Below are 19,212 nucleotides of genomic sequence, written 5' to 3'. Positions count from 1 at the left end.
GCGCACCTATTTTGGCGTTGTTCGGTTTCACTCCTCCTCCCAGAAACCGGACACGAAGCGCGATACTCCTCCTCCCAATCGCGCTTTACCAATCAGCCCGTTGCGCACTCCTCCTCCCAGCGCAACGGGCTTTTTCGTATCTCCAGACATAGCTAAAACAGACGCAGCTTGCGCATATGAAACGCTTCGGCGTAGGTTTCCGGCGCGCGACACTCCATGCCGCGCAGTCGCGCCAGTCCGCGAAATATTTCCGGGTCGAACCAGTCCTTCGAGCGTTGCGTGCCGAAATGCTTCATCAGAAGCTCGACCTTGTGTTCCATGATAACTGCCGAAAGGGCTGAATAGGCGTTGGGCTGACCGAGATCGCCATCCCATTTCGGGATTTCATATTCGAGGATCAACTGGTCGCGGAAAAGATTCCATGTCAGTTCGTTGACTGTACGGTGATCCTGATGTGCATCGCCCTGGCGATGGGTGAACACGATATCCGGCGTCTGGCGACTGCGCTGCTCGATCAGCCATGCCTTGATCTCGCGCATCTGCGCAGGAAAGTAGCTATCCTCGAACATTGTAAGAAGGATGCCCGGATTTTCCGTACCGCGCAAAAAATCGCGCGCCGAAGCCTCCGCCTCGACGCGCCGTTCTTCATTGCCTGACAGCACACACCATTCGATGTGCATCGGCGTTCCTGCTTCGATGAGGCTGAGGAGCGTTCCGCCACAGCCAATTTCGATATCGTCCGAGTGCGCGCCAAGACACAAAACCTGAAGCGGTCTGCCCGGATTGGCGAGAGAACGCAGGTCGATCATAGCGCTATGGCTATGTTGGCAGCGCGCTGCTCCGCCTTGTGTTTCTTCCAGGGCATATCGCCCTTCTCGACCATGTCTTCCAGCGTCTGCCAGTCGCGCAGCGTATCCATGGACCGCCAGAAGCCTTCATATTTGTATGCCATCAGCTGATTGTCGGCGATAAGACGGCTGAACGGTTCCAGCACCAGCTCTTCGCCCTCCCGCATGTAATCGAAGATTTCCTTGCGGAAGAGGAAATAGCCGCCATTGATCCAGATATCGGAGGTGTTCGACGTCCGGAAAGCCCGGACGTCCCCGCCCTCGGCGATATCCGCCAGATGATAGGTCAGTGGTGGGCGCACAGCGAGGAAACAGGCGACCTTGCCGCTTGCCTCAAAACGCCGCGTCATGTCGTCAAGATCAACGTCACTCAGACCATCGCTGTAATTGGCGAGGAACATGTCCTCTTTCTCGACATGGGCGCGCGCGCTCCACAGGCGTTCGCCAATATTGCGCCAGATGCCGGTGTCGAGCAGGGTCACGCTCCAGTCGCGATCCACCTCCTCCAGCAATTCAACATTGCGCCCGCCATTGGAGACCACGCAATCCGCAAAAGTCTGCGGGCGTATCGTCAGGAAGAAATCCTTCACGACATTGGCCTTGTAGCCAAGACAGAGAACAAAATCGTTGTGACCGTAATCGCTGTAATATTCCATGACGTGATGCAGGATCGGCTGATGGCCGAGCGGGATCATCGGCTTTGGCACATTTTCTGAATATTCGCGGATTCTGGTTCCAAGACCGCCGCAAAACAGAACGACTTTCATGGCTAACGCTCCTCTGTAATCAGAGCTGGATCGATCAATCGGACATGAGGAATGGGGATGATGAATTTCGCGCCCCATTCGACCACATGCTGCATCTGCCGGATGATCTCATCCTTGAAGTTCCAGGGCAGGATGAGGATGTAGTCCGGCTTGTACTTGTCTATCGCCGGTACGTCGTAGATGGGGATATGCATGCCAGGCGTATAGCGCCCGTGCTTGTAGGGATTGCGGTCCACAGTGAAATCCAGAAAATCCGTGCCGATGCCGCAATAGTTGAGCAACGTATTGCCCTTGCCAGGCGCGCCGTAACCGCTGATGCACTTGCCGGAATTCTTGGCTGCAATCAGGAAGGACAGAAGATCGCGCTTGGCGTGGCGGGTCTTTTCCGCAAACTGCTCATAGGTCGATATATCGTTGAGGCCGAAGCTCTCTTCCTTCTTGAGAAGGGCCGCCACCCGGGGCGACGCCTTGCGCTTGCTGCCGGTGCGCGCCAGATAGACCCGCAACGATCCGCCATGGGTCGGCAATTCCTCGACATCGATGATCTTGAGATGGTGCCTGTGCGCCATGAAGCGAATGGTCAGAAGCGAGAAATAGGAGAAATGCTCGTGATAGATCGTGTCGAACTGGTTGAACTCGATCAGATTGGCAAGATGCGGGAACTCCAGCGTGATGACACCTTCCGGCTTCAGCAGAAGCTGCATACCGCGCACAAAATCATTCAGATCAGGCACTTGCGCTAAAACATTGTTGCCGATGATGAGATCGGCGCTTTGACTGTCACCCAGCATTTCCAGCGCCAGTTTCGCGCCGAAGAAGTCAATCCGGGTCGGCACGCCTTTGGCGATTGCCGTTTGCGCCACATTCGCGGCGGGTTCTATGCCCAGAACCGGGATGCCCTTAGGTAGAAAATGCTGAAGCAGATAGCCGTCATTGCTGGCGACCTCGACAACGAAACTATTTTCGTCCAGCTCCAGCCTTTCGGTGATCGCGTCGCAATAGGCTCTGGCGTGATCCACCCAGCTGGTCGCAAAGGACGAGAAATAGGCATATTCCGTGAAAATCTCTGCGGGCGAAAAATACTCCTTCAGCTGCACGAGATAGCAATGATCACAGACCAGCGCATAGAGCGGGTAATAAGGCTCCATGCGGTCCAGCTGATCGGCGGCAAGGAAGCTTTCGCAGGGCGGCGACATGCCGAGATCCACAAATGTGTGTTTGAGCCTCTTACCGCACAGACGACAGCCGGTCCGCTCTTGCGTCATGCTTTTGCTCCGCGAAATATCCGGTGTCTGGATGGTCATACACACCCCCCTCCGCTCTGGCCGTTACAATGGCCACGACTACTCTGGTCCCAAAACTACTAAGCGGTCTAAAGATTGCCGAGACTGCCATCTGGAGCGCGACGCACATACCATTGGGCGCAGCCATCGCCGTAGGGATGTTGCCAATCCTCACCCGCCTTGCGTCATAGGGCGAGCAAGGGCGTAGGCGGCTCACCTATCGGGAGGAGGCATCTACCCCGGAAGGTGAAGATCGTCCCTCGAAGAAGGCTCTACCGGGCTTTGACCACGCTGTCAGAATATTGGCAGGCGGAAACGGGGCAAATAGATGCGGTTTACTTCTTTAAACATCGATGGCGCTTGGTCTATCGAGCCGGACCGGCTTGAAGATGAGCGCGGCTGGTTTACACGCGTTTATTCCGAAGCAGATTTTGCCGAACGGCAGATGGAAACCCACTATCCGCAACACAGCCTTTCCTTTTCGCGGGAGAAAGGCACCTTGCGCGGTTTGCATTATCAAAACGATCCGCATTCTGAGACGAAACTGGTGACCTGCCTGCAAGGCACCGTCTGGGATGTATTGGTGGATATACGGCCCAAATCGCCTACCTATATGCGCTGGGTTGGCCTGGAGCTTTCAGCGGAGAACGGCCTGCAGCTTTATATTCCGGAAGGCTGCGCCCATGGATTTCAGGCGCTTACCGATAATGTCCTCATCCGCTACATGATCTCGCATCCCTATACGCCGGATCACGCAACGGGCCTGCGCTATAACGATCCGGCGCTCGGCATACCTTGGCCGAACCAACCCAGCGTCATTTCGGACAAGGATCGTTCTTGGCCACTAATTTAGGGCCACTACTTCAACTCGATCAGCAATTCCGCATCGCGCAATCTGTCCGCAGCAACGGCGAGCGTTGCGAAAGGCAGTTTCGACCGCTCGGCCATATCGAGAAGCGACGCGCTGCCGTCAGCCAGATTGAGACCCCAAAGCATGCCCATCGCTTCCGGCGCGGCCCGGCTGCCCCCGCCGGTCTTGCCGTATAGCCCACGGCGTCCAAGCTGCGGCTCGCCCTTGGGCGAGGTGTTGAGCGGAACCCAGTTTCGTTCCGCTATTTCAATAGCCTGCATGATGAGATTGAAGGATTGCTCAAGACATTCCGGCTTGATGAAATCCAAATTGTCCGCAGAGGTGTGATATTCAGGGAAAGTGCCATAAAGGCTGCGCTGGAACATGCCGACCGGCAGGTTGAATCCTGGCGAACAGAACTGCCTTTCATCATAACCATAGGGCCAGAAATCATGCATCGTCGCGCCAGCCAGACCGGATTGCGCGAGCACCTGTCCCATGATCCGGTCGATCGTCGCATTGCCGCGACGGCTGCGCTTGTAATTCGGCCCGCCATCATCCCCAACGCAGGACAGGACCATGCCGTGGCTGACACGATCAAGATTGGGCTCGTTCTGGCACAACCACGCAAGCGCGCCGAATGTCGCCGGGCCGAACAGAAAGCGATAAGTCAGCCGCGTGGAGCGAGCTTTCAGCGCCGCCCCCAGAAGCGTCAGCAATGCCAGACCGGAGCAATTGTCATTGGCAAGCGAGGGGTGGCAAAGATGCGCGGAGATAAGAAAAATCTCGTCCGTTGTTCCGCGATGGGTGAACTCTCCATAGACAAGCGCGCCGTCGCGCCGCTCGGCGTCGATAACCACGTCATATTCGCCTTCGGCCATTGCCAGAAAGTCAGTATGCGCCATGCAGAAACCCCAGTCCTCCGCATGATAACAGGTGCGATAAGGAATGAGGTCGGGCTGATCGGGCAGCGTGTGAATGTGGATCTTCAAGGCTTCGAGCGAAAGCCTTGTTCGCACAGGCATACTGAAATTCACCACATGCAGATTGTGCCGCGCAAAATCGACGACCCGCTGGCCGTTGTTATCTGCAATATAGGCTTCGCGGATCACCCATTCCTGCGGCGCTTTCCAGTCGAAAAGCGGGGTGCCGGTTGGCACCTCATGAATCTCCAGCGGCAGATATCCACCGATAAGGGCGAGCGTTTCCCGCACGCCTTCGCCCGTCAGACTGCGACAGATCGGATAAAGCTGCGCGGCCAGATCATAGATCGCCTGCCCGTCTGGAGACCGGTGCATGTCCATGATTGCTGGCCGCGCATCCATCATGCGATTGCTCTGAGTGGCGGCTGCATAAGCTCGACGCGCCGCAAATCGCTGTCGAGAACGCCCTCCTCCAAAAGCTTGCGAATATGGGCGATGCGCTGGAACCTTGGCCCTTCGAACTCCTCAAGAGTCAAGGTTGAGCGGCTATAGGCTGCGAGCAATTCTTCAGCACCAGCCGCCGCATCCCATTGCGGCTTTGCATGGGGCAGAACCCGCGCCAGTTTCTCGAAGCTCACGCGGTAGGAGCGTGTATCCGGCCCGGCATCTTCCGCGAACTCAATTCGGCAATCGGGCACCGTCGCGGCTACAATGCCTGCAATATCACGAATACGGTAATTGTGTTCGGTAGAACCAACATTGAAGGCTTCATTGAAGACCTTCTCGCGTGGTGCTTCCATGGCCGCCATGAAAGCACGGGAAATATCGCGAATGTGCACGATGGGCCGCCATGGCGTGCCATCTGATTTCAGATAGATCAGCCCCTTAGTCACCGCCCAGGCAACGAGATTGTTCAACACAATATCGAAGCGCAGGAAAGGCGACACGCCATAGGCTGTTGCGGGCCGCAGATAGACCGGGCAGAAATCTGCATCAGCCAGTTCACGGATTTCCTGCTCAGCGCGCACCTTCGAGCGGCCATAGGCCGTCACCGGCTTCAGCTCGCCGGTTTCGTCGATCAGGTCGGCATCGCTGATGCCATAATTGCTGCAGGACGATGCGAAGAGAAACCGCCCCACGCCCGCACGCTTGGCGGCTTTCGCCATTGCCACGCTGGCGCGATGGTTGATATCATAGGTCAGTTCTTCATTGAGATTGCCCAACGGATCGTTCGACAGCGCGGCCAGATGAATAACTGCATCGAAACCTTCCAGATCGCGCGGCGACACATCGCGCACATCCTTGCGCAGCGTCGGCACATGAAGGACCGCGCCACCTTCTTCGAACAGGCAGTGTTCGTAAAGACCGATATCGTAGCCCGACACCTCGTGGCCCGCATGAATAAGGATCGGCACCATGACCGATCCGATATAGCCCTGACTTCCGGTAACCAGCACTTTCATAGTCGTTTCCTCTGCATCCCCAATAATCCAAGTTAATCACGCAGCAGTGGGGGTAGCGATTTGACCGAAGGCATATCCGGTTAAAGACAAGCGGGGAGCACCGCAGCGAAAGGGCGTAGCGCCTACCCCTTTCGGTTAAGCGCAAACTGGCCCGGCTTGCCGATCAGCAAAATCCAGTCGCCATCGCCTCCAGCATTCTTTTCTGCGGGGGCGCGGAACGTCAGCGTCTGGTCGTCTTCGTGCGGCGTGGCGGCTTGCGTCCCAACCCCGGAAGAAGGGTCGATCCATGTGACATCAAGGCCTGCCTTCACCACGGCTTTGCTAACGGAAAAGCTGCCTGCCTCGCCATAGATCACGGCCCCTGTTCCGCCTGCAAAAGAAGCGGCGTAAAGGTTTTGCGCAGCCGTAATCTGGCCGCTGCGGTCAGGCTGAAGATCGGTCCATGGCAAGACAGCAAACAGCTTTCGCAGAACCGTCATCGACCGCGCGCCGGGGCTGTCCAGCTCTTGCCGCCAGTCACGATCAGAGTCGAACACGCCCGGGCCGCCAAAGTGCCAGATCGGACTATTGCCGAAGAACTGCCCGACCGCTCCGGCCAGCAGCGCGCCATAGGCGTTCTGGCGGATCAACTGCGCCTTTGTGCCATGCTCATTCTCGTAGAGCGTCTCAATCAGAATGACCGGCATCCGGTTATCTTTGGTCCGGGCAAGCACAGAGCCATGAACGTTGTCATAGTCATAAACAGTGTCGATGGAGAGCCACTTGGCGTCGGACCAAATCTCGGCTGTCTTGCTATTGCGCCGCGTATGCACGGTTTGCAGCGCATTCGGCAAAACCGCAGCGATACCATCCGCCAGACTGGACACCAGCCGTTTATCCGGCGCATCAAAATCGCCGCCCAACACCCAGACAATGTTGGAATATTTGAAAAAGCGACGTGCTACCGCCTCGCCATAGGCGCGCATCCGTGCCGGTCCTGCGGCTTCGATTTCCAGATACCAGCCCTGCCCACCACCATTTGCGCCGAGATAGGCCGGGGCCAGCAAGACCACAAAGCCGAGCGCCTGCGCCCGCTCGATCACCCATGCGGCATGATCGAAATAACGCGGATTGATCGCGCCGAAAGCGGCATCTTTAAACGGCTTGTCGCCATAGGCATTGGCAGGCGGATTGCTGGAAAACTGATGCTCCAGAAGATTGACCAACAGGGTGTTGAAGCCGCGTTTGCGACGGTCTTTCAGGTAGAGCTCAACGTCATCGCGTTTCAGCTGGACGATCAATGACCATGCGGTGTCGCCCTGCATCAGAAATGGCTTACCCGATGCATCTTCAAAATAGCGGTGGCTTTCGCTGACATGGATCGGCAGCTTGACCTCCGTCGCGGCTTGCGTCGCCCCATTCAGCAACACAAACGCAAGCAAACCTGCCAGCATCCCTCTCATAGCGTCGCGGGCGGACATGCATTCACGTTTTCATTGAAGCGGCGATAGACCACCTGCGATGGACGTCCTGTCAGATAGGTCTCGACACCGTCATTCAGCGCCCGCGCATAGATAGCAAGAGCGCCGTCAATCGCATCGACCGTCTTCGCGATATCATCATCGCTATGGGTATAACTAAGCACCAGCGAAGGCATCAACACACCACGCCGGATGGTCTCCTGAAGAAACAGGGAGCGGAACGCCTGCGATGGCGCGCCGGTTTCGTCCAGCGTCGCATAGGCGAGGCAACTGTCGCGTCCAACCGTGCTGACATAGTTGCTTAAGCCGTGGCGGGTGATCGCCTCGTTCATACCGCTCGCAAGCTTGGCCCCCTGTTCATACAGGTGCTCGATAACCGGTTCATCGCGATAAACCGCCATTGTCGCCATAGCGGCTGCCAAGGCATGGGTTTCAGCGCCGTGCGTGGTGGACAGTAGGAACACACGCGGAAATTCCGTCTGAATGAGGCCGCCGAGCTGCATATATTCCGCCTTGCCCGCAAGCGCCGAAATGGCAAAACCATTACCGAGCGCCTTGCCGAAACAGGAAAGGTCCGGAACAATATCATAGAGTTTCTGCGCGCCCTGCCTGTGCCAGCGGAAGCCGGTAATCATCTCGTCAAGCACGAACAGCGCACCATTTTCATGGGCGATGCGCATCGCTTCATGCAGAAAATTGTCCTTCGGATCATCGGCCCGCGCCGGTTCCAGAATAATGGCCGCAATGCGCCCGGGATAATCCTCGAACAGAGCCTTTACGCTGGCAAGATCATTATAGCGGAAGGTCGCCGTCAGGGTCGAAACGGATGCCGGAATACCCGCATTCATCTGCGTCGTGCCGATAAACCAGTCATCAGTGGAAAAGAACGGATGATCCGCACAACAGGCGACCATGTCGCGTCCGGTATAGGCGCGTGCCAGACGCATTGCGCCGGATGTGGCGTCCGAACCATCCTTGCAGAACTTGACCATTTCGGCAGTGTCGATCAGTTCGAGAAAGCGCTCCGCGCAATCCACCTCGATGGCGCTGGGGCGCGTGAAGTTACACCCATCCTCCAACGCATCACGCACAGCCCTCAAGACCGGCGGATAGGCATGGCCCAATCCCACGGCTCGGTTGCCCATGCCATATTCGATATATTCATTGCCATCGACATCGAAGACATGCGAACCGCAACCGCGCTGGATGAATCCCGGCGCCAGAACCGGGTATTGATCGTCGCCCTTGGCATAGGTGTGGCAACCGCCGGGTATAAGCGCATGGGCCTTGCTGCCCAGCAATTGGGAATTGCGAAACTGCGATGTGAACAGATTCATAGCGAAATCCTTCGATTGCTCGGCAGCCGGTCAGGCTGCGGACCATCCCGCATACATTCGTTCCCTTATCCGGCGCAGCCAGTTCTTGACCGGCTGCGGCAGGCGGCTGCGCAAGTTCTTATGCAGCGCATTCGGCATGGACCATTGCGACAACGCCAGTGGCGGCGCGATTTCCGGCCGGTCCCGGTGCAGCTTTTGAAGCAGATTGACGTAAGCGCCTCCGACAATATCGCTGTCGAAAGTCGAAGTGACTTTCCGCACCGCCGCTTCCGCCATGCGGTTGCGCAATTGCGGATCACCGGCAAGCCGGTCAATCTGTGCCGCCGCCCGCCCGCAATCGCCAATCGGGAAGAGCATCCCGTCTTCGCCATCGGTGACGATCATATCCGTCACACCTGCAATGCGCGATACGATGGCCGGGCAACCCTGGCTCATCGCTTCCATAAGCGTCATCGGGCACCCCTCATAGCGGGAGGGCATGACCAGCGCATCGTGCTGACTGACCAGCCATGACACATCGGAAGGCGCGACCCATCCGGTAAAGCTGACCTTGTCGCCGAATGGTTCCAGCTTGTGGCGCAGCGCTTCGAGGTCCGGCCCATCGCCTGCAATCGTCAGATGATAATCGCAGCTGAGCCGCCGCAAAATACCGGGCAGCCAGAACACACCTTTGGAACTGTCGTCGATACGGCCAAGATGTAAAAGCCGGATTGGCTTTCCGTCAGCGCTGCGCGATGGCGCGCGCCCGACATGGGGATCACGGCTCAACCCGTTCGGGATGACCAGCGTTCGCGCCACATCGAAACCGTAACCGCGAACAAGATCGTCGCGGCAGCGGTTGGACACGCCGACCGTCGTATGAACATGATCGCGGATTGCCCGTGCCGCCTCATAAGTGCCGGGCGTGATGCTGTGGACGATCATAACGCGCAGAATATCGGCGGGCAGATAGCGCACGAGATTGGTTTCAAAGCGCTGCGACAGCACATTGACGAAGACAGCATCGAACCGATTATCGCGCAGAAAATCAACAATGCGCTTGGCGCGGGTTTCTTCATCGAGAACACCCATTCGGTCAATGGCATCACCCTGCCGCTCGGCATCCTCCAGCCCCTGCCCTTCAGGCACGCTGACGGTGTCGCCCGCAGCCCCCGTCGCAAGCCAGCGCAGCTCAATGTCCGAGCGCGCCAATGACGCGCGCATCCGCGTGAACACCGAATAGGTCCCGCCTATGTGCGGGCGCACGAAGTAGGCACATTTCATCGTAAATACCCCCTTTAGAGCGGCTCCATTTCACTTGAATAGGGGTGCCGATCTAAATGTCTTTTTGTCCGCATTTCCAACGCAAAACCGCTTCGCACTTTTGCTGGAAATGCTGGTTTTCCGTCGCATTATCCCGCGCAAAACCGCTTCGCACTTTTGCTGGAAATGCTCGGACCCCGGAAACCAGACTTCGAGGGAAAATGTCCCTCGAAGCCTTGTTCCGGTATATCGAGGGGGCAAGTTGATATACCGCTGCCAGTGTATCGAATTTGCAGGCGGACGCATTCTGGCCATGTGGGGTAAGAGAGGTATGCACCCTCCTACATTAGACGATGGGCTTCCCCCTTCTGCCAGTTTTCCCGCGCGATAATCCAAGAGTACCGTGCATTGGGCGCTTTGGGGGCGCTTTGGACGCGCTTGTGGAGACACCCGCATGAGAATAGGCCTTTTCGGACAGTTCGGTTCCGGCAATGCGGGCAATGACGGCTCTCTGGAAGCCATGCTGCAATTACTGAAACGCAACTGCCCCGATGCGGATTTGCTTTGCATCTGCGCGCGGCCCGATATCATTTCAGAAAAATACAATGTCGCTACAGTGCCGGTGGGAAACCCCGCGCTCGAAAGCGACCTGATCCGCCTGCTCGACAAGGCGCTGCTTCAGCTGCCACGGCGGCTGGCCGGATTTCTCACCGCCATTTCGGTTGCACACGGTCTCGATATCATCATCGTGCCCGGCACGGGCATTCTCGACGATTTCAACGAAGGTCCGTTCGGCTGGCCGTTCGTCATCTTGCGCTGGTGTCTGGCCGCACGTCTTGGTCGCGCCAAACTCGCATTCGTATCCGTTGGCGCCGGGCCTGCCGATCATCCGGTCAGCCGCTTTTTCTTCCGCAAGGCCGCACTCAAGGCGGCATTCCGCTCCTATCGCGATGAAATCTCCCATGACTTCATGAAGTCGCTCGGGGTCAGTTCGCAGAACGATGTGGTGAGCGCAGACATAGCCTTTGCGCTACCACCCGCCAGCAGCAGGGCATATGACAGCGTTGGTGGTCGCGTGGGTCTCGGCGTCATGACCTATCGCGGCTGGAAACGGCACGAAGCCAACGCCTCAGATATCTATGAAACCTATCTCGGCAAAATCGCCGCACTAGCCGACAAGCTTCTGGCCAGCGGGCGCGAAGTGCGGCTGCTCACCGGCGATAAAGGCGACGTTCAGGCCATCGGGGATCTGATGGCGCGGATTCAATCGCCCGATGCCACGAAGATCATAGTGGAGCCCGTCGCATCCCTGCATGAGCTGATGCAGCAGATCGCACAAACCGATATCGTGGTTGCCAGCCGCTATCACAACATCGTCTGCGCGTTGGCCATGGGACGCCCTGCGATATCGCTCGGTTATGCTTCAAAAAACGAAGCGTTGCTGCACGATACCGGCCTTGACGGCTTTGGCCATCATATCGAGCGGTTCGACACGCAAACCATTCTGGCCCAAATCGATGATATGCTCGCCCGGCGTGAAGAACTGGCCGAAAAGGTCGAAGCCGGCGTGGCGCAATACCGGCTGAAACTTGCCCGGCAGGAAGAGACCTTGCGCACGCAACTTCTCACAAAGCGGAAAGGTCTGTCGTTAGCGCTGCCCCGTCGCCGCCAGAGGGCGAGCTAACCAGCTATCGACATAGCTGCGAAGCCGCCGCTTGGTATCGGGCCGATGCAGGAGGTAATTGATCGGCGGGATAAAGGCCGTCTGCGTCCGCTGCGCCACCGCAAATTTCAAAAGCTGCCACCACGCCGGATCCCCACGCAACAGGTGGGATATGGCCGACCAATAGGCCCGTTCGGCGATGCCCCGGCGCGCCATGCGATGCAAGGTATCGCAATCAGGCAAAACACGCCCTTCACGAGCGAAGAAATACTCGCCCGCATCCGCCGTGTGCTGGATATGCAGCAGATGCGTGTCGCGCAATTGCTGCGAACGGTTCTGCCCATGCGACCGCGTACCGCCCTGAACACAGTCCAGTTCGGCAATCCTGCCCTGCAATCCCAGCCGGAGCCACATGTGATAATCGTCGCTATGCGGCAGCGCCTCGACATAGTGTCCCGCAGCTTTCTGCGCCGCAGTACGGACAACCATCGCAGAACCCGGCAACTGAAACACGCCGAGCCGACAAAAGCGCTCTATGAATGCGATACCAGACTCGACGCGGCAAGGCACTTCGCCCTGCTGGGACGGAATGGCGGGGATCGGCGCATCGCCATTCACAGCAACGTCGCGTCCATAGGAAAAAGCAATCGTCGGATCGGGTTCCATGACAGCGAGCGCCCGGCGCAACGCGCCGGGAACGATGAAATCGTCGGAACACAGCAGAACGAAATAGTTGCCGTCTGCCCAATCGATACCATCATTGAAGGAGGCGTGTTGCCCCTTGTTGACGGGTCTGAGCAATAACTCCACCCGCGCATCTTCAGCAGCCAGCGCCCGCGCCACATCGGCGCTGTCATCGGTAGAGGCGTTGTCGATAATCAGCACCCGCAGGTTTTCGATATCCTGCGACAGCACGCTTCGAACGCAGATACCGAGATAGCGTCCGTAATTATAGTTCGGAATGACGACATCGACACGTGGCTGCCCCATCCTTGATCTCCTTATTCAGCTGGCGTGGAGGTGGGAAAGCGCCCGCGCCCAAATCGGCCAAGACGACCTGAAACTTTGCTGCGCGCCCATCCAAGGATCGGTGAGATTTCCGATGCAAAAGGATGGCGCGTGATCAGCACAGCGCCCATCCAGCTTACGACACCAGCAAGGCCGATGGCAAAACCCAAGCCCCAATGAACTTCCAATGTGCCAGCAGCAGCAATCATTGCGAACGGAATAGCCAGGGTTAACAGCGTGACAAAACCGCTGCGCAATAATTCTGCCCCCAGCATCCGGTAGGAAAACGGTACGTGCTTGCGCACATAGACCACGGAAACAACCATCTGGAATGGTGTGCTGATGAACAGGCTGAGCGCCACTGCCATCAGGCCATGGTAGGCGGCGACGCAAAGAATGACCGCCGTCACCATGCGAGAAATCAGATTGGATATGAAGGCATCACGATTGGCACCTAGCGCCATCAACAACGGATAGGTCAGCACCACCGAAAACCAGAACATGCTGGATAGGCACATGATGGCGACAATTGATGTCGCTCCATACCAGTCGGGCCCAAGAACGAGATGGACCGCCGGAAAGGCCAGCAGCGCCAGCAGCGCCTGCGCGGGCCAATAAACAACGGAAATATAGGACAAGGCACGCACATAGGATTGCGCTATATCCGCCCCCGCCCGCACCTGATCGGAAAGCATCGGAAAAGCGACCGTGAAGATCGCCGACAGAAACACCCGGTCGGGCAAACCGCTCAATGTGCTGGCGCGATTATAGATACCGACGGATGCGGCGGGCATGAAGCGTCCCAGCATAAGCTGCGGAAACGTCTCGCAAATCTTGCTCAACCCCGCACTGCTGCCGAGATACATGCTGAATTGCCATGCCGTCCCGATGCTGGCAAGCGACGGGCGCAATAGGCGGGCCAATGGATAGAGCGCTGCCGCAAACGCGGTGGTGACTGCCGCCGCAGCCAACGATCCAAATGCGAAGCACATATGACCGAAACCCCACCAGGCCATTGCGATCGTGACGACTGCGCCGCAAACCGAACCTGCCGTGCGAATGCGCGCCAGAGCGCCGAAGGCCATGTCGCGGCGCAACAGCGCGACAACCGGCAATGAAACGCTTTCAATCACCGCCGCGATGATGGTGACTGTGAGAAAGAGTGAAAGCATGGGGTCGTGATAGGTGACGGCGAAATAGTCGCGCGCCAGAAAGAGCGCTGCGGCCAGCACCAGCGTCACGCTCATCAAAAATGTGAATGCCGTCTGGATATCGCGATCCTCGACCTTTTCTATCCGGATCAGGAATTCGGCGCTCGCAAATTCGCGCAGCGAAAACACAATCGCCGCGACACTGAGGCCCACAATGCCCATGCCGGTCTCGGACGGGCCCAGAAAACGCGAAACCGCAACGACAGTCAGAAAATTGCACAGCAGTCCGGCATATTGCTCAAGCGTGGCAATCACGAAGCCTCTGCGATGGTTTTTCATGATCGGCTCCGTGTAACGAAGGACACCGGGAGCGCCAACATTTTCGTCAGACAGTTCTTCAAGATGCGATACCCCCTCGCAACCGTGCCGGGCGGAAAGTCCACCCGGTTCCCCGGCACCTTTCAGAATAGCCTTTCGCCTGCCGTGGGAAATGTCACCGATGGTATTAGCGCCTGACCTGAAAGGGGTATGGCGCTCGCTCTAAAGCCAAGTCGTGGGACCCCATCTGACCGGGTAAAAATTCCAGAACATCCCAAATGGATTCGCGGCGCGGTTTTGTTGGGAAATTACAGCAAGGAAAAAGAACGGTAGACCCGCTTTCGCGCCTCGGAGGAGACATGAGCAATCTTTCCTGGATCACGCTTCTGGCCTTCGTTCTCTCGGTCGCCTTTTGCATCGGCTTCCGTGAACTGGCCCGCGAATGGTATCTCATCGACATTCCGGACGACCGAAAGCGGCATGAGGGTGCAGTGCCGCTTTGTGGTGGCATCGCGATTTTTCTGGCCTTCGCCATCGCCGCCTCGATTGTGCATGGCGCGTCCCAGCAAGCCAATATGCTGCAACTGCTGCCCGGTCTGGCGCTGGTTCTTGTAACAGGCGTGGTGGACGACCGGTTCAACCTGCCCGTCACGCCACGTCTGACTATCCAGCTTTTGGCTGCGGCGCTGATCATCGGCATGTCCGATATGGAGCGGCTCAGTCTAGGCACGAATATTGGCTGGCCTTCGGGCCTGACCGCAGACGGCGGCAGCGTCTTTCTGGTGGGGCCTCTTTTCCTGCTGCTGGCACTGGCTTTCATCGTCGGCCTTATCAACGCGGTCAATATGAGTGACGGCGTGGATGGGCTGGCAGGCGCATCCAGTGCCGCCGCCTTTTTCTGGCTTGCCGTAATCGGCTTCGACTTTGGACAGCATCGGCTCGGCCTTCAGACGCTGGCGCTCGCGGCGGCGTGCCTCGGCTTTCTCGTCTTCAATATGCGTCACCACTGGCGCACGAAGGCCAGCCTCTTCCTAGGCGATGGCGGGAGCACCCTTCTGGGTGCGGCCCTTGCGGGCACAACCCTCATCCTCGCAAGTGGAGAACCCGCCATCGCCTTCCCTGTTCTGCTGTGGGTCGTCGCCGTTCCCGTCATCGATACGCTGAGCCTTATCATCCGCAGGCTCGCCGTGCGACGCAGCCCGTTTTCCGCCGACCGCCAGCATCTGCATCACCTGTTGATGGATGCGGGGCTGAGCTGCGGGCAGACGGCCATGGCCGTGGTGGCGCTCAATCTGCTTGCCGGAGCCGTCGCCTATATCGCGATCCGAACCGGTGTGCCTGCATGGGTCATGCTGGTTTTGCTTTTGCTGCCAGCGGTACTGCACACGCTCTTCGTGCTGCGCATGACCCGAGGCCCACGTCCCGCTGTCGCCGTTGCCGCGACAATCGCCGAGACAGCCAAGACGGCCAAAACCAATCTCACATTTCCGGGGACCACGACATGACCGTTTCCGCGCTTATCATGACATTCAACGAGGAAATGAACCTGCCCGCTTGTCTGGAATCGCTTGCCTGGTGCGACGATATCGTGGTGCTCGATTCATTCAGCACCGACCGTACCGTGGAAATCGCCAAGGCTGCGGGCGCGCGCGTCTACAGCCACGCCTATGACACGGAGGACCGCCAGCGCATGTATGGGCTGACGGAAATCAAGTTCAAGCATGGCTGGGTCTATACGCCTGACGCCGATGAAATCACGCCGCCGGACCTGCGCGACGAAATGCTGGCGATTGCCGCCGACCCAGACCGACCGGAAGTGTTCTTCAAGGCGCGCTACAAGAACATGTTCATGGGGCGCTGGATCCGCCATGCGAGCCTTTACCCGACATGGATAACCCGCCTTGTCAGACCCGACCGGGTCCGCTTCGAGCGCTCGGTGCATTCGCGCGCCAGCGGCGGACCGGGCGGCGAATTGCAGGCGCATTTCATCCATTACAGCTTCAACAAGGGGCTGGAAGCCTGGTACGCGAAACACAACCGCTACTCGTCTGTCGAAGCCGACCTTTCTGCGGCGCGCCTTCTGGAACGGCGCATCGACTGGGGCGGAATTTTCTCCACCGAGCCGGAAAGACGGCGGCGCGCGCTGAAATCGCTTTCCTACAACATGCCTTTCCGTCCAAGCCTGCGTTTTTTCTACATGTATGTGCTGCGGCGCGGTTTTCTCGATGGCAAGCCCGGCTATCTCTATTGCCGCCTGCTTGCAGCCTATGAGTTCATGATCGTCGTGAAAATGGAAGAGCAGCGCAGTCGCCCGAATGCGCAGGCCGCCCGCGCTTCGGTCCAGCAGCGACCGCTGGACGCGAACGAACCGGAGCGACATATGGTATGATGTTGCTCGCCCTTCTGCCCTGCGCCGTGTTCTTTGGACTGGCCGCCCTGTTCTTCTCAGAACCGTTGCTGGCACTGCCGGACGATGGCAGCCGGGCGGACGTGATCGTCGTGCCGGGCGGTGACGGTCCCCCTCGCGCGGAACAAGCGGCACGATTTTGGAAGGAAGGGCGCTCGCCCTATATCCTCGTTACCGGCGACGGCGATTGCCTGTTCAACAAGCAGATCATGGTGCGCGAAGGTGTGCCGCCATCGGCCATTTTCGTGGAATGCTATTCGGGCAGCACCTGGCAGAATGCGCGCTATTCCGCCCCGATGATGCGTGAAATCAATGCGAAGAGCGCGCTTATCGTCACCAACTGGTATCACTCGCGCCGCGCGATCGCGAGCTTTCGCGCGGTTTGCCCGCAAATGCATTTCGTGTCCGCGCCAGTCAATGACAGCGACGAACATATCGGCTTTCCCACCACGCGCACCGATGTGGAGGTCATCGCCAAGGAATATATAAAGCTTGGCTGGTATCTGCTGTCCGGCCGAATCTTCCCGCAGGATCTGACCGGGCACGGCCCGCCGCTTGCCACGTCAGCAATCTGTAAATCGACGGGGAGCGGGCTGTGAACCTTTCACTGACTTGGATTTTCGTCCTTCTTGTTGTGGCATTTCTAGCTACCGGCTTTCTGGGACGGCCTGAACGCATGTACCAGTTTCCTTTTCTGGCCGGCGTAATGACCTTCGGTTTCATCCTGCCGCAAGTTCCAGCACTGGTGTATGACCAGTTCATACCCGCAGGCGCCTATGCGAAAACCATGGTGATGGGCATATTGGCCCTGCTTGCTCTGGCGCTCGGCTGGCAGATGGGCAACCGTCCGATAAAATTCCTGACCATGAGCTTCAGCGAAAGGCGGCTTTTATGGGCTGCTGCCGGGCTGTCGGTGTTCGGCGCATCCTTCTATTTCCTTCTGAGCCGCCTACCGGGCGAAGTGTCCATCGGCGTGCAGATGACCGGGATGCCCGTTATCTGGCTCTTCTTCGCGCAGCTCATGCCCTATGGTCTCGCAATTGCGCTGCTTTGCTTTGCCCGGCGCAGCTCATGGCTTGCATTGGGCATCATCCTGTTCGATCTGGTGTTTTATCTCGACCGCATTGTCGTCACCGGCAAGCGCGCCGAGGCTATCCAGCTTCTGTTGATGTTTCTGCTTGCTTTCTGGTTCTACCGGCGCTGGGTTGTGCCTCGCACATTGATGTTCATCGGCATTCTTGCAGGCACATTCCTGATGACCAGCATGGGCGATTACCGTCAGGTGACGCGTGCCGCATCGGGCTTCGTCCTCGACCAGATTCTCGATATCGACTATGCAGCCAATTTCGAGGAAACACTGGAACGCGGCGGTCCTGAAATGCGCAATGCCGTGCTGCGTATGGACGAGATCGACAGGCGACTGGAGTTCGATTACGGCAAGTTCCACTGGAACCGGGTGGTCTTCACCTATGTGCCCGCGCAGTTTGTCGGCGGCCAGATCAAGGACAGCCTTTATCTGTCCACACCGAAGCCCGACCGTAACTACAATCCGCTGACCGGCACGACCGAAACCGGGCTGATCGACGCCTTTTCATCATTCTGGTATTTCGGCGCGCTGAAATTCCTGCTGCTGGCCTGGGTAATACGACGCCTCTGGGAAACGGCCATGGCGGGCGAGATGCTCGGACAGCTGGTCTATATGTTTTCCATCGTGCCTGCCATGCATGCTATCTCGCATCAGACCGACTGGGTGATCACAGTGTGGATACACATGGCCCTGTTTCTCATTCCCATCCTGTCCGTCTGCGTCATTCGCAACCGCTCCGTCCACTTGCCGGTATCGCCTTCCGGGTCGATACCGCAACTCATCCGGGGATGACCCATCATGACCGTCATGCCCAATCACCCCCGCTCCCGATCCGCAGCGCCCATCGTGGGACGAAAAGATGCCTCGCGTCCGCTGGAAGGCGGAGCGACATTCACTTTGCAGCATCGACTACAGCGTCTTGGCTGGCAAATGACGTGGCTGGCGCTCGCCGCTTGGACGCCCTCGTTTCTCTGGCGCTGGCGCGGCATGGTGCTGCGGCTGTTCGGTGCGAAAATCCACAAGACAGCGATCGTGCGCGGCAGCGCCCGCATCTGGTGGCCGGGCAATCTCATCATGGGCGCGCATTCCTCGCTTGGTCCCGGCGCGCAGTGCTACAATGTCGCCAATGTCACGCTGGCGCCCTTTGCCATCATCTCGCAAGGCGCGCATCTCTGCACGGCGGGCCACGATATCGATCGCGCCGATTTTCTGCTCACCGCATCGCCGATCCATATCGGCCCGCATGGCTGGATCGCCGCTGAAGCGTTTGTCGGCCCCGGTGTGACTGTGGGTGAAGGCGCAGTGCTTGGCGCGCGTGGCGTCAGTTTCCGGGATATGGAACCATGGACCGTCTATGCCGGAAACCCGGCAAAGGCCGTGCGGCAAAGACGGAAAACAGTGTGAT

General features: G+C 58.1%; 17 protein-coding genes. 7 read left to right on the top strand and 10 right to left on the bottom strand.

Annotated elements, in window-relative coordinates:
• Positions 1-152 precede the first annotated feature (152 nt).
• The 3 genes from JAU75_RS09085 to JAU75_RS09075 are packed head-to-tail and all read right to left on the bottom strand — an operon-like array spanning position 153 to position 2,919.
• Positions 153-809, bottom strand: coding sequence for a PIG-L deacetylase family protein (locus JAU75_RS09085; RefSeq protein WP_199056189.1), 657 nt, complete (start codon positions 807-809; stop codon positions 153-155).
• Positions 806-1,615, bottom strand: a complete 810-nt coding sequence (locus JAU75_RS09080) for a sugar phosphate nucleotidyltransferase (RefSeq protein ID WP_199056188.1) — start codon at positions 1,613-1,615, stop codon at positions 806-808. The genes JAU75_RS09085 and JAU75_RS09080 overlap by 4 nt, the downstream gene beginning before the upstream one ends.
• 2 nt (positions 1,616-1,617) lie before the next feature.
• The gene (locus JAU75_RS09075; RefSeq protein ID WP_199056187.1) at positions 1,618-2,919 is read right to left on the bottom strand and encodes a class I SAM-dependent methyltransferase; all 1,302 of its coding nucleotides are present in this window, start codon (positions 2,917-2,919) and stop codon (positions 1,618-1,620) included.
• A gap of 307 nt (positions 2,920-3,226) precedes the next feature.
• On the opposite strand from JAU75_RS09075, the gene rfbC reads away from it, so the two are divergent.
• A complete protein-coding gene (gene rfbC / locus JAU75_RS09070) occupies positions 3,227-3,751 on the top strand; it encodes a dTDP-4-dehydrorhamnose 3,5-epimerase (RefSeq protein WP_199056186.1) in 525 nt (174 codons plus the stop codon).
• 5 nt (positions 3,752-3,756) lie between these two features.
• Here the strand turns inward: rfbC and JAU75_RS09065 are convergent, their stop codons facing one another.
• The 5 genes from JAU75_RS09065 to JAU75_RS09045 all read right to left on the bottom strand — a co-directional run bounded on the left by JAU75_RS09065 (position 3,757) and on the right by JAU75_RS09045 (position 10,194).
• Complete coding sequence (locus tag JAU75_RS09065; protein WP_247880430.1) at positions 3,757-5,076, bottom strand: DUF4910 domain-containing protein; 1,320 nt, start codon at positions 5,074-5,076, stop codon at positions 3,757-3,759.
• The gene (locus JAU75_RS09060) at positions 5,073-6,134 is read right to left on the bottom strand and encodes an SDR family oxidoreductase (RefSeq protein ID WP_199056185.1); all 1,062 of its coding nucleotides are present in this window, start codon (positions 6,132-6,134) and stop codon (positions 5,073-5,075) included. Before JAU75_RS09060 ends, JAU75_RS09065 begins: the two co-directional genes overlap by 4 nt.
• Positions 6,135-6,256: 122 nt before the next feature.
• Positions 6,257-7,594 (bottom strand): DUF4038 domain-containing protein, encoded by a 1,338-nt coding sequence (locus JAU75_RS09055; protein WP_371836132.1) that lies wholly within the window; start codon positions 7,592-7,594, stop codon positions 6,257-6,259.
• Positions 7,573-8,931, bottom strand: a complete 1,359-nt coding sequence (locus JAU75_RS09050) for a glutamate-1-semialdehyde 2,1-aminomutase (RefSeq protein WP_199056184.1) — start codon at positions 8,929-8,931, stop codon at positions 7,573-7,575. Before JAU75_RS09050 ends, JAU75_RS09055 begins: the two co-directional genes overlap by 22 nt.
• 30 nt (positions 8,932-8,961) lie before the next feature.
• On the bottom strand, positions 8,962-10,194 hold the full coding sequence (locus JAU75_RS09045) for a glycosyltransferase family 4 protein (RefSeq protein ID WP_199056183.1): 1,233 nt from the start codon (positions 10,192-10,194) through the stop codon (positions 8,962-8,964).
• 433 nt (positions 10,195-10,627) lie between these two features.
• Here JAU75_RS09045 and JAU75_RS09040 point away from each other — a divergent pair, with 433 nt between their 5' ends.
• Positions 10,628-11,857 (top strand): polysaccharide pyruvyl transferase family protein, encoded by a 1,230-nt coding sequence (locus JAU75_RS09040; protein ID WP_199056182.1) that lies wholly within the window; start codon positions 10,628-10,630, stop codon positions 11,855-11,857.
• Here the strand turns inward: JAU75_RS09040 and JAU75_RS09035 are convergent.
• Together JAU75_RS09035 and JAU75_RS09030 are read right to left on the bottom strand one after the other, a co-directional pair.
• Positions 11,822-12,826, bottom strand: coding sequence for a glycosyltransferase family A protein (locus JAU75_RS09035; protein ID WP_199056181.1), 1,005 nt, complete (start codon positions 12,824-12,826; stop codon positions 11,822-11,824). The two genes, JAU75_RS09040 and JAU75_RS09035, sit on opposite strands and share 36 nt — an antisense overlap.
• Positions 12,827-12,837: 11 nt before the next feature.
• Entirely contained in the window at positions 12,838-14,334 is a 1,497-nt protein-coding gene (locus tag JAU75_RS09030; protein WP_199056180.1) for an oligosaccharide flippase family protein, read from the bottom strand.
• 338 nt (positions 14,335-14,672) lie between these two features.
• On the opposite strand from JAU75_RS09030, the gene JAU75_RS09025 reads away from it, so the two are divergent.
• From JAU75_RS09025 to JAU75_RS09005, 5 genes are read left to right on the top strand one after another with little or no spacing between them, the layout of a single operon-like run.
• A complete protein-coding gene (locus JAU75_RS09025; protein ID WP_199056179.1) occupies positions 14,673-15,818 on the top strand; it encodes an MraY family glycosyltransferase in 1,146 nt (381 codons plus the stop codon).
• Positions 15,815-16,702 carry a glycosyltransferase family 2 protein gene (locus tag JAU75_RS09020; RefSeq protein ID WP_199056178.1) on the top strand — a complete coding sequence of 296 codons (888 nt, stop codon included), beginning with the start codon at positions 15,815-15,817 and terminating at the stop codon, positions 16,700-16,702. The genes JAU75_RS09025 and JAU75_RS09020 overlap by 4 nt, the downstream gene beginning before the upstream one ends.
• Positions 16,702-17,319 carry a YdcF family protein gene (locus tag JAU75_RS09015; protein WP_371836141.1) on the top strand — a complete coding sequence of 206 codons (618 nt, stop codon included), beginning with the start codon at positions 16,702-16,704 and terminating at the stop codon, positions 17,317-17,319. The genes JAU75_RS09020 and JAU75_RS09015 overlap by 1 nt, the downstream gene beginning before the upstream one ends.
• Positions 17,316-18,599 carry a hypothetical protein gene (locus JAU75_RS09010; protein ID WP_199056176.1) on the top strand — a complete coding sequence of 428 codons (1,284 nt, stop codon included), beginning with the start codon at positions 17,316-17,318 and terminating at the stop codon, positions 18,597-18,599. The genes JAU75_RS09015 and JAU75_RS09010 overlap by 4 nt, the downstream gene beginning before the upstream one ends.
• A 6-nt stretch (positions 18,600-18,605) precedes the next feature.
• Positions 18,606-19,211 carry a putative colanic acid biosynthesis acetyltransferase gene (locus tag JAU75_RS09005; protein ID WP_199056175.1) on the top strand — a complete coding sequence of 202 codons (606 nt, stop codon included), beginning with the start codon at positions 18,606-18,608 and terminating at the stop codon, positions 19,209-19,211.
• The last annotated feature ends 1 nt before the right edge of the window (position 19,212 follow it).

Source organism: Ochrobactrum sp. Q0168 (assembly GCF_016427605.1).
Classification (GTDB): domain Bacteria; phylum Pseudomonadota; class Alphaproteobacteria; order Rhizobiales; family Rhizobiaceae; genus Brucella.
This window is presented reverse-complemented; position numbering and strand designations above follow the sequence as displayed.